Source organism: Vibrio sp. M260118 (genome assembly GCF_036533755.1).
Classification (GTDB): domain Bacteria; phylum Pseudomonadota; class Gammaproteobacteria; order Enterobacterales; family Vibrionaceae; genus Vibrio.
On the sequence record NZ_JATABG010000111.1, the window covers coordinates 1 to 11,317 of the forward strand.

At 41.6% G+C, this 11,317-nt stretch carries 10 protein-coding genes and 2 pseudogenes; 3 read left to right on the forward strand and 9 right to left on the reverse strand.

Translation table 11 applies throughout. The features are described from left to right. Positions 1-1,629: 1,629 nt before the first annotated feature. From QTO00_RS08795 to QTO00_RS08825, 7 genes and pseudogenes are all read right to left on the reverse strand, one after another. Complete coding sequence (locus tag QTO00_RS08795; RefSeq protein WP_331424335.1) at positions 1,630-2,115, reverse strand: hypothetical protein; 486 nt, start codon at positions 2,113-2,115, stop codon at positions 1,630-1,632. A gap of 147 nt (positions 2,116-2,262) precedes the next feature. Next, a complete protein-coding gene (locus QTO00_RS08800) occupies positions 2,263-4,104 on the reverse strand; it encodes a recombinase family protein (RefSeq protein WP_331424336.1) in 1,842 nt (613 codons plus the stop codon). After that, on the reverse strand, positions 4,067-4,294 hold the full coding sequence (locus tag QTO00_RS08805) for a DUF3820 family protein (protein WP_331424338.1): 228 nt from the start codon (positions 4,292-4,294) through the stop codon (positions 4,067-4,069). The genes QTO00_RS08800 and QTO00_RS08805 overlap by 38 nt, the downstream gene beginning before the upstream one ends. A 10-nt stretch (positions 4,295-4,304) precedes the next feature. Beyond that, positions 4,305-4,975, reverse strand: a pseudogene (locus QTO00_RS08810) (DUF3313 domain-containing protein). Positions 4,976-5,065: 90 nt separating this feature from the next. Further along, positions 5,066-5,422: a helix-turn-helix domain-containing protein gene (locus tag QTO00_RS08815; RefSeq protein WP_331424339.1), complete on the reverse strand. Its 357-nt coding sequence runs from the start codon at positions 5,420-5,422 to the stop codon at positions 5,066-5,068. A gap of 180 nt (positions 5,423-5,602) precedes the next feature. Next, positions 5,603-6,769: a D-alanyl-D-alanine carboxypeptidase family protein gene (locus QTO00_RS08820; RefSeq protein ID WP_331424340.1), complete on the reverse strand. Its 1,167-nt coding sequence runs from the start codon at positions 6,767-6,769 to the stop codon at positions 5,603-5,605. Positions 6,770-7,026: 257 nt separating this feature from the next. Continuing rightward, positions 7,027-7,392 (reverse strand): NADH:ubiquinone oxidoreductase, encoded by a 366-nt coding sequence (locus QTO00_RS08825; RefSeq protein WP_331424342.1) that lies wholly within the window; start codon positions 7,390-7,392, stop codon positions 7,027-7,029. Positions 7,393-7,862: 470 nt separating this feature from the next. Here QTO00_RS08825 and QTO00_RS08830 point away from each other — a divergent pair, with 470 nt between their 5' ends. Beyond that, positions 7,863-9,026, forward strand: a complete 1,164-nt coding sequence (locus tag QTO00_RS08830) for a threonine/serine exporter family protein (RefSeq protein ID WP_331424344.1) — start codon at positions 7,863-7,865, stop codon at positions 9,024-9,026. 51 nt (positions 9,027-9,077) lie between these two features. Here QTO00_RS08830 and QTO00_RS08835 read toward each other — a convergent pair whose 3' ends face one another. Continuing rightward, on the reverse strand, positions 9,078-9,290 hold the full coding sequence (locus QTO00_RS08835) for an alternative ribosome-rescue factor A (protein WP_038204440.1): 213 nt from the start codon (positions 9,288-9,290) through the stop codon (positions 9,078-9,080). A gap of 439 nt (positions 9,291-9,729) precedes the next feature. On the opposite strand from QTO00_RS08835, the gene QTO00_RS08840 reads away from it, so the two are divergent. Together QTO00_RS08840 and QTO00_RS08845 are read left to right on the forward strand one after the other, a co-directional pair. Further along, on the forward strand, positions 9,730-10,269 hold the full coding sequence (locus tag QTO00_RS08840) for a YaeQ family protein (RefSeq protein ID WP_331424347.1): 540 nt from the start codon (positions 9,730-9,732) through the stop codon (positions 10,267-10,269). Next, a complete protein-coding gene (locus tag QTO00_RS08845) occupies positions 10,262-10,801 on the forward strand; it encodes a hypothetical protein (RefSeq protein WP_331424349.1) in 540 nt (179 codons plus the stop codon). The genes QTO00_RS08840 and QTO00_RS08845 overlap by 8 nt, the downstream gene beginning before the upstream one ends. A 39-nt stretch (positions 10,802-10,840) precedes the next feature. Here the strand turns inward: QTO00_RS08845 and QTO00_RS08850 are convergent. Then, positions 10,841-11,317 (reverse strand): annotated as a pseudogene (locus QTO00_RS08850) (NO-inducible flavohemoprotein); the annotation flags it as partial.

An 11,317-nucleotide genomic window follows, 5' to 3' on the forward strand; every position in this document is an offset into this window, starting at 1 on the left:
GGCTGCTAGTACACCAGCTACACCAAAAGAAGATATTGATTACAGCAACCCGAACAACTGGGATTTAGCACCAGATCCAGAACCAAACCCTTTCGATCCTGTAGTAACACCAGAACCTGATCCTTTTGATGATTGGGATGACGATATGATACCATTTTAGTGTTAAATACCCAGCACTAACACCCAACACCAATTCTAAGCCCTTGTAGCATACCTACAGGGGTTTTTACTTATGTAATGCTACATGTATGCAAATATAACACAAAAGCCTGTACAGAGCTTTACAGGAGCTTTTATTACACTAGGTTATTTATATGCATTAGCACACATACATTGAAGGAGTGACAACGACATTTACTTTAGTGTATAGCGAAGCGGTACATACTTTACTTATGTTAGTAACACAGTGGATGACACAACAGCCGTTAGGCTTTACTTATATGTGAACACAGTGAACATACAACACACGTTAGTGTATTTACTTATAATAGTTATTAATAGATCTAAAAAATAACATAAGCGAAGCTTTTATTTACTTATGTGGGAGTGACAACGACAACACATTTACTTAAGTTAGACGACAGTCTATTTACTTATATGTATAGCGAAGCGGTACATACTTTACTTATGTTAGCCGTTAGGCTTACACCTTTACTTAGTTGTCGTTTAGGCAACTGACTAATTACTTCGTTTGTTTTTAATTTATTAAATATAAACTATAGTTCTTTTACTTAGTGTATACTCAGTTACCCTTAGACCCCATTTACAGTAACTCAGTTACCCTTAAGCTAGTGTTATAAGTAACTCAGTTACCCTTAACCAGAATGTCCACCCTTTCTAAAGGTAACTCAGTTACCCTTTCCAAAACTCTCCCCTTGGCACACGTTGTGCCAAACCTCCTTCATTTAGGGAACCTCCCTTGCGACAAAGGGATCTTTTTGGACAGCGACCTTTTGAGAGATTTGCTTAACACAATGCCTCAACAATTTATACAGTACACTTGTACAATAAAAAAATAAAACTAGCACTTGTCGCACATGTTTTACCCTAAACCATTGATAACAATAGCCTTAATATGCAACTGGTTTACAAATACCTGCTTTTATAATCATATTAAATTAGTTGTATAATGACTCGAATATCCTCCTATACCTCTCCATCTGCATAACCAACCATTTTATATTACATACTTATTCATTAGTTGATTTAACATTTTAATAACATGAATTATTGAGGTTACAATACTAAACCTTATGGTTAGCATTCGTTATTGGTAAAAGGCTTACATTGATAGTAACCACTAACTTGAAAGTGATTAAGTGCGCAATAGAATTATTATGTTAAATACTAGCCCCTCTTATTTAAAATGTGCCATTTCTCCCCTTTCTAACTCACTTACTTTTTACGTACAGTCGCCTATACCTTACTAATTTAGTCGGGTTTATTTATGCAGTTGGTATTCAAACAATGGAGGGAAAAAGATGTGCCAGATACTTCATTTTTACTAAATGCTAATATTTGGCTGGTTGGTGAGTGTCAAACACATCGCAACCCAAATTTGATATTTTTTTTTGGATACGAAAAAGGGCAACTTTTGACAGCTACCCTTTCTGAAATTTTTGTGAGGTTTTAACTATTTTCAGAAAAGAACTCCATTCTATCCAGTTCTTTTACAAAACTAGGTTTACACAAACAATGAAGTATCAAGTCAATGTTCTTATGCCTGACTATTACGGGAATATCTTTCTTGTTTGAACCGCCAGATTTTAAAAGCGCACCCGCCGCAGCTCCAGCTGGCCCTAAAACTCCATAGCCTACTATGCTAGCGACCCCCATTGTTTTTAGATCTTTAACGCTTTTACTGACATCTGAATCCCTAGTTGGAAACAAGAACTCCCACTTATCAAAATCATCTTGTTTAAACGTCACGTCTTCCTTTTCAGAGATATCAAACAAGCCAAGAAAAGATTTACGTTCACCAACGTAATATTTAAAGGTTATATCTAGTTTTTCTGTGTTCACAGTAGCAATCAATATAGCACTAGATGATTCAACTTCTTTCTTTTCACCTCTAATGACGCAACCAAGGATATTCAAGCTGTGCATTCCAAACATACTTTGTCCTCACCAACTTAGTACTACTTCAATGATATAGTCACGCCCAGAAAATACGCAAACAATTGCTTAAGCTGTGATTCTTATCAAATAATAAAAAGGGCAACCGTTGAAAATGGCTACCCTTTCTGAAAATTTTTGTGAGGTTTATTGGCTTAGGATATTGACCCAAAACCGATTATCTTCTTCCTCTTTGTACTTGGGTATCGTCTGCCCTTGTTTCAAAGCCTTGACCAAGTGCTCACCTTCATTTTGTGTCATATTCAACACCCAACCCACAACCAGCTTTTTCTCTCCCCATGTATATCTTCCCTTACTTGGGTACAGTTTTGTTAATAGATTGGCGTTGTGTAGCTTGGTTAATACTTTCTGGTGGTAATTCTGCCGCCCCACCAAATCATTATCCTCATTGGCGCTTTTGATCATCACTTGAGGAAATAAACCATTGTCGTTTACATATTTGAAAGGCAGTGCGATCCAAATCCTATGTTTTCCATTCTTGAAAATCACCTTCACGGTTAGACACTGCACCAAACCACTTTTTGTAAACTTGCTTGTTTCTTCGCTACGCCCCACAACTATATGATCAACTACAGCAGTTAAATGCTTTCGGATCTCTCCTCTTTGCTCACTGTAGAAATCGTCCCTCACCTCGTCGGAGTAAACATCTTTTTCAAGTATGGCAAACGAGTCATTTAGTCTTTGAGTTTGGATTGTTTCAAGATCCTGCTTTCTAGAGTTCACCTTGCTTTCTGCTTCTTCTATGAGATCTAGAAACCGCAGACTTTTATTCTCTTTGTAACGCTTGGTGAGTTCTTCAAGTTCGAGTTCAAGTTCTTCAATTTCCTTTTCCACCAGCGCAATATCTTCTCTGCTATCATTATTCATAGCTTGCAAGTATTTATCCTGACATAGTGCTAAAGTAATCAACTCCAGAACCTGCACACTATAATTTTGGCGTGGGTGATTACCTTTCGCAGCGTTGGTACAAACATAGTTAATCGCTGAGTTACCTCTACCTTTATCTACAAACACCATTGCACCGCCACACTCAGCACATTTAGCCAACCCCTTTAGTAAATGGATTGCTCCCTTTTCTGGTGCTCTACCTGATTTCAATTTCTTGACTTGCTTGAGTTGCTGAAAAGTATCAACGTCAATTAATGCTGGATAATATCCCTCAAGCTTATGACTGACACCGTCAACCTTTATATGTTTTTCGCCTATCAAGCTGGGTTTGGTAAAGGTTTGATTTATGGCGTTATAGTCCCAACGTTTTGTACTATCTTCCGTTCTTCCGCTTTTCCTTACGGCTTCATAGGGGTAATGTTTGTCGAGATGTTGTTTAATCTTGAGACACCCAACACCTTGTAGGTAAAGTTCGATAGCCTTGCGCACTCCCTCAGCATTAACATTGAATGTGTTAGTGGTTTGGTCAATCCAGAACGGAACCCGACCTAATGAGCTTTGAGGTTGTCCGGTTTCTCTCCACCTTTTCAAACCTTGTTTAGCGGCATCAACAACCCGAGCAGCTTTACTTTTGGATTCATTGTGTGAACGTTCGAAAATGATTGTCGATAGAATATCGTCAGCCGCTTGGTGTGCTCGATACAGGTAATTATCTACAATCGAATATACGCTAACCCCGTTGTTTGTAAGGTCATAATATGTTTGTTTGGCGTGACCAATTTCCAGACGACTCAAGCGGTCAAGTGAGTAAACAACAAGAATTGAACCAGTAGCCACAACGCCACTTTTTACCGCTTCTAAAAACACACCTAACTCATGTTTTAAGTGCTCGCCTTTATAAGCCGACTTCCCCAAATCTTGATAGGTTTCTTCTGCAATGGGTATGTTGTAATCTTCTGCAATCCTTTTCAAGACATCACTATCAACCTGTATATCTACCCCTGAGCCTTTCTTCTGCTCCAGAGTTGATACACGGCTATAGCTATATACCTTTGGGGTGTTTGAGAGGTTTAACGACACTATCTAAGCCTTCAATTTTTAATGCTAAACATAACCGCATTAAATCACCTAACTCACCCGAGGGAAATTGTTTTTTATTGGCAAACCACAGCAAGTACTCTTCAGGCAGGTCGATTAATACTCTTCCTGCGTACTTACCAAAAGGCATTTGCATTCGCGCGAGTTTAATTAGGTTCTCTTTCTCTAGCATTTCACTGTTTCTATGGCTGTTCCCAGCCCTTAAGAGTAACACCTAAACGCTCAACCCAATAGTTAATCGCGTCTTTGGCATCATCAAGTGAGTCAATCATAGTCGAAAAGTCTTTATTTCCTGCTTCACGGTCAATCGCTGCGAAAAGCGGCGTGCCATCTTGGGCATCACTCACCAAGAGTTCAATGCTCGCACTACCTACGTTAGTGTGCTCACCCGTGGTCACCTTAGAAATAGTAGAAACAGCTAAGCCGAATGGAAGAATACTACTGGTCACCGCTAACACAGGGTTGGGAGTTTCAACATTGCTTAGTGCGACGCTAAGACGCAGAGAGTTGCCGGTAGGCTCCCGACCACCTTTTTGTGAACGCTAATCTTTTCAGTCAAACGTGCAATGGTGTAGTCAGTTAGCTCTTGAATGTCCTCTTGATCGATTGAATCTTCTTCTGCGACGACAAACACTTGGTCGATAACCACTGAGTCGTATTCAGATATCTTGGCAATCAAACGCTCTGGCTTTCCTAAGCCAATTCGTGCCCATACAAGATCGACACCACCGTCGGGACCTGCTCGGAAGTCTTCATAACTGGTGAACTTAGTCGCTCGTTGAACAGGACCGCCCGCACACCCTGCAACAAGTAGAGTTACCGCGATTAAAAGGTAAGTTTGCAAAGATTTCATGAATAGCACTCAAGTATAAAACACAAAACAGAATGCTATACCATATTACATTTGGATGTCTATGAGTTTTCTATTCAGTTTGGTTATAACTCATTGTGTTGGTTGGACGGTGTGCGCATACTCGACAATCACCTGATTGCCTTCAATATAGGCGTTTTGAATTTCTCCATCCACACTCATACGGCTTTGCAAGTAAACCACCTTTGGACCCGTATCATTAGTTTCTTTCAGGCTTGGTACAGCAGTTTGTGGCTCTAACTGAAGCAGACGACAAAAATGGCTGACAAAAGACATTGTAAGAGGGGTTTCTCCACGCAGAACACGAGAAAAGCTTAATTGGTTCATACCAAGCTTCTTCGCGAACTCCATTTGAGTCAGGCGCATTTTTGATTTTTTGGACATCCAGATTTGATAGAGCGCTTCTCTATCTTTGTCAGTAAATTCCATGACGGTTCCTCATTAAACATTCACTGAGGATTGTCGGTATTTTCGCACCCTCAGTTGTCAGCAGTAAGTAAGTGAAAGTCAACGTACTGTCTGAACCTTGTCAGCTAGTTTTGGCGCCCGCTACCAGCCCTAAAATACAAAGAGGATGCAGCTGCATCCTCTTTTCTAACTATGGTTTCCTTAGAACCAATTGGATATCAAACGTTTAAACCAATCCATCAGTTTCTTAAACAGGCCACCTTCATCGACATCTTGCTGAGCAACGAGTGCCGCTTTGGCGACCTCTTTGCCTTCAACCGTGTAAATTACCTGACCAACCTGTTCTCCTTGCGAAATTGGCGCTTCCAACTCCCCATTGTATTCGATCTCTGCTTTTAGCTTACTCGCATCACCTTTTGGTAGAGTGATCAGCACTTGCTCAGCAACGCCAACAGGAACAAAGTTCACGTCCCCCATCCACACCTTGGCCTCCGCTAAGGTATCTGTGACCTTGGATGGTGAAACCGTATCAAAGAACCTAAAGCCGTAACTTAGAAGCTGCTTACTCTCAGATTCACGACTTTTCGTGCTATTCGCGCCCATAACAACCGAGATCAAGCGCATGTCGCCACTGGTTGCTGAGGTAGCCAAACTATAGCCAGCGCCACTCGTGTAGCCAGTTTTCATTCCATCCACGTTTAAGCTGCGATCTCGCAGCAGGCCGTTGCGGTTGTACTGGGTAATGCCGTTATAAGTATAAGAAGTTTCGCTGTACAGAGGATAGATATCAGGCAGATCACGAATGATCGCTTGGCTCAGCAAAGCAATATCATAAGGCGTCGAGTATAAACCATCACTGTCTAAGCCATGAGGGTTGGTATAACCGGTGTTTTGCAAACCAAGCTTTTGCGCCCAACTGTTCATTAAGCTCACGAATGCGCCTTCACTACCTGCTACATGCTCGGCAATTGCAACGCTCGCATCATTACCTGACTGAACAATCAAGCCGCGATACAGATCCATTAGCGAAACGTCAGTCCCCACTTCGATAAACATCTTTGAAGAGTCGGGGAAATTTTTCGCCCAAGCTTTTTGGCTAATGCGTACTTGGTCGTCTAATGAAATATTACCACTATTCACTTCCTGCCCTGCTACATAAGCAGTCATCAACTTAGTTAAGCTTGCAGGATTGAGTTTCTTGTTGGCGTTTTTTTCAACCAACACGGCACCGGTGTGGTAGTCAATAAGCACATATCCTTTTGCCCCCAGCGATGGAGGATCAGGAATGATGGTCGGCGTAGCTAACGCCCCAAAAGAAAGAGAAAGTGTCGAAAGAAGCGCGATGTTTTTTAGAAAACCCGTGGTCATGATAGGCGACGTCTCACTTTGATGATTACAATACGCCATCAGTATAGTCACAACCCAGACAAAGATTCAGCCGCTTTGACATCAATCGTTACTATTGAATAAGAAAACTTAGAATTATCTCATTTGCTAGAGCGTTTTTACTCGTTTAGTGGTCAGTAGGGGCTTTAGATAAGCACAATGTGATCGCGTTTTGATCAAGTTTAAGCACAAAAAAACCAGCGACAATACGCTGGTTTTCAAACTTCTCAAATGAGTAACTACGCTGCTTTCAACTCTTGCTGAGCGTTCTTTTTCGCCATCAATCTTTCACGGTGAGCAAACCATACATAAGTTGCCGCAATTGAGAAGAATAGGTAGGAAAGTGCGAATACAAATGGAGAGCTGATTAGCTCTTGCGACATACCCCAAGCGACACCTGCAACGGTAATTGCAATTTTCGAGAACAATCCACAGATAAGAAGTAACAGTGCTAATTGTGGAAAACGGCTGCTGCGGAATGCAAACCAGTAGCAGCTACCTACAGCCATGGTTGAAATGTAAAGGCCGAGCAAGAATGAATGGAGATGTTCTGCTGACGCGACCCCTGCGGTGATCGACACCATAAATAAAATAAATAGTTTCATACTCTTTGCCTCGCTTTTAAAACTAGAAAAAGCTTCATTTCATTTTTGCAAACTCATTTTGCGTATATTTTCACCTATCTAGAGCAGATTTCAAGGAGTATTTTTGTCTATTTATTATACGAAATTCATAATCACACCACTTGTAATAGAAATGTTAATCTCATGTTTAACCTAAGCTATTATATTCACTGCCACGCCCGATGAATTAGTAAACCCATCTTTTTAAAAGTTACATATAAATTACATTTGTAACACTTTAAAATAATTAGATATATGTGAGTTAAAGCTATAATCGTTGGGAAAAACGCCAGACAATACCCATCAAAAACTAAGATTGATAAAATCAGCATTCAGTTCAAACATGCTGCCACTATTTATTGTGAGCTTAGCCACTGTTCACTATTTTCTAGCTCGTGTCTCACAAGCGGCTTTGGTACCTTTGCGGCACACATTTTTACGTATCACATACCATGCCTTCCCAGTACCGAATTAATAAGATCGTAGAGATCGGTGATACCCTGCATCGCAGCGGGTGTGCGCCATATAAGCTTGAAAAATACACCCAATTTTATGCACGTAAACACGAAGTTGATGTCATGATTCAGGCGACACCAACAACGGTCAACTACCAGTTCCCTGATGACGACAATGTTGTGGTGATGAAACGTCATCAACCTGCTTCGATTAACTTGAGTTTATTGGCCAATACCATCATCCGTATCAATCAACCGAGTCAAGAACCTGTACCAGAGCCAGTCGGCTATCCTAAATGGGCTATCGCACTCGCGAACATGGGCATTCCGCCTGCATATCTCATGCTAGTAGGAAGTACTCTTGAAGCGATTATGTTCTCGGTATTTTTAGGTTTCATTGTCTGGGTAGCACAGCAGATGTGCCGAGGTCGACGTTCTATTGCCGTTGAGTTCATCTCCGCTCTGCTTAGTGGCGTACTCGTCGCACTGTTTGCCAGTACCGGAGCCGCCGTGCCCGTATGGGCGTTATGTATCGCAGCAGTAATACTGTTTGTTCCCGGGCTATCTATCGCTAATTCACTAGAGTGTCTAGCCTTTAACGACTTGGTGTCAGGAACGAGTTTGCTGGGTCAAAGCGCGCTAACCCTAATTAAGCTGTTTGTTGGCATAGTCATGGGCCTCAATATTGGTGAGGCGCTCTGGGGCCAAGCGACTGCATTGGACTACGTTAACGAAGTACCCGCATGGTTACACGTTTCTGGTCTGTTCCTGTTGTCTTTATCATTGGGGGTAATATTTAACGCACGGCCAACAGATATCTTGCTTGGTCTTCCTGTCGCAGCATTAGGTATGTGGGGGCCATTCTATCTTGGTTTCGACAGCGGGTGGGTTGTAGGGACTTGGGTCACAACGGTATTGATCACTCTTTATGGCACTTGGGTTGCGAAGAAAATGGACTTAACTGGCTCTATATACATAGTGCAAGGGATCATTATCTTGGTACCAGGAAGCCGCGTATTGGTCAGCGCTAGCCAATCAGTATTTGAACAATCCGTATTACCGATCCCTAGCATCGGATTATCTGCGCTATTTATGTTTTCTGCCATTGTGGCAGGGCAAATAACTGCGTACTCAATCTACTCACCCAAAATTGAAAGATAGCAATTAACGGTTTCAGTCGATAAGAAAAGAGCCCTATTCAAACTTCGCTTACTAAGCGGCTTTTGAATAGGGCTCTTTGCCCTTATGTTTCATCTTCCTTTGATAGCTGCCCTTACCTTTTTTGGCTTTTTCAACTCTAGCTCTATAAAGCTTACTCGTTACCATCGCCTGCAATGCGTTATGTTTGATTTCGCCTCTGCCCAGTTCAACGTCCACTTGATCGTGATACTTATTGGCTTCGACTATTGGTTTCTTAATAGCCATACAATCCTCATTGTTATGATTAAACAGTGATCAGTTTGTACTCAAATAGCACAATTTACTAATCAGCCAAATGTTACACTATTTATATGCCAATCAGTAATTATTTCGAAACTATACCTAGCGCAAATTTCTAGTGAAAACACACGATGAAGCGATACAAACTCCCTTCTTTTTATTGACTTAGTTGCACTTCGCTTTAGACTGGATCGCAGCTAGAAAACGGTTCTTGTTTAATTTCGCCGTTTCGTTGGATAACTAGAAAATCTACCGTAACGTCGTACGCTATAGCAATCTCCTTTTCCACGCTATCGGTGCCGTATGGCTTTTACAAGATTTATCAAGGAATACATTATGTCTAACACTGTTACTATTATTAAGTACTAAAGAATTACAATAGCCAGCACAACGCTGGCTATTTTTTTATGTATAAGTAAGGCTTATGGCTCTTAAACCCACCATTTATAAATTCCGAATTTCTCTTTCAGACACTAACCGTGACCTCTACGACTCGACTCAACTGACTGTCGCGCAGCACCCATCTGAAACGGTGCCACGTATGATGGCGCGTATTCTTGCCTTTTGTGTAAAGTGGCAACCTGATTTAGCGCTCACCAAGGGCTTATCAACCACCGAAGAACCCGACCTATGGGTAAAATCACTTGATGACCAAATTCAAACTTGGATTGACATCGGTGAGCCTTCACTCGATCGAATTAAGAAAGCATGTCGTTTGGCCACAAACGTCGACGTATTCTCATTCAATAGCAAGTCTGACGTTTGGTGGGAGCAAACCAAGAATAAGGTTCACCAGTATGATGTAAGCATTTACCAATTTGACTGGAATGGTATTGAGGCCTTGTCAGAAACCATCGAGCGCAGTATGGACCTGTCGGTAATGATTACCGGAGATAGCCTGTTTGTCGATTCAGATAAAGGCTCATTTGAAATTGCGTTAACGAGCTTGCAGTCGAATGACTGAGTTAGAAAAGCAACTAATTGCCATTGACGCGCAAGATCTGCCGCCAGTGGTATCTCGAACCAAAGCTTGGACGCAATTTTGTGAACACCACTCTTATTTGTTTGAAAAAGCGCTGAAAAGAAAGCCTGACAACTCTTCCACTAGCCATTTGCTCGGGATCTTGACCAAAGCTCATATCGAAGCGAGTAGCTATATAGAGTCTAATGGATCGTCTATGCAGGCAATGCACCAAGCCTTTAACGATAACTTGGGCAAACAGCATGCGAACAGATTTGAAGAACAAGGCATGGAGCAACTGGCACTATGCACTCATTTATGGCTCTACTTACAAGGCTATTTAAAACTCGATTTCAGCCTTGCCAATGACCATGCTCACAACACTTCTGAATTGATCTCATCGATCAATAACCATGATGTGCAAAAGCTAAGGACAGAGTTTTTAGCCAGCTACTACCTCGGCGCTGAAAAGTCACCAGTGAAATCCAGCAGTGCGTTCAAGCCGCTAGAATGGTTAAAGAAGTGGTTTAATTGATAAATGGCCCTGAGGTAGGGCCATCTAAGTTCGTCAATACTATAGGTAGGTATGAGGGCCAAACACTTCGTAGTGAATGCGGTCACGATCAACACCAAGCGCTTCTAGTTGACGTACTACCGACTCCATAAAACCCACTGGGCCACACAGATAAAAGTCTGCGCTACTTAGCGGTAGTTCTTTGGCGACTAGACTAATATCTAACTCACCGGAAAAATCCGCACCCGCTTCATTCAAATACCACGTGAAGCCCAGCCAATTATTTTGCTCGACTAACAGCGCGGTCTCTTGCTGAAACGTGTGCTGCTTTTGATCGTTACACGCATATAAAACACTAACATCTTTTTTATTTTTATCCGCTAAGATCTGCATCATAGCTTGAATGGGTGTGACACCTACCCCCGCAGAAACCAACACAACAGGCTGCTGTTTTTCTTGGTAGAAAAAGTCACCTGCTGGGGCGTATAAGCTGACTACATCGCCTTGGTTAACTTCATCATGTAAGAAATTTGATAC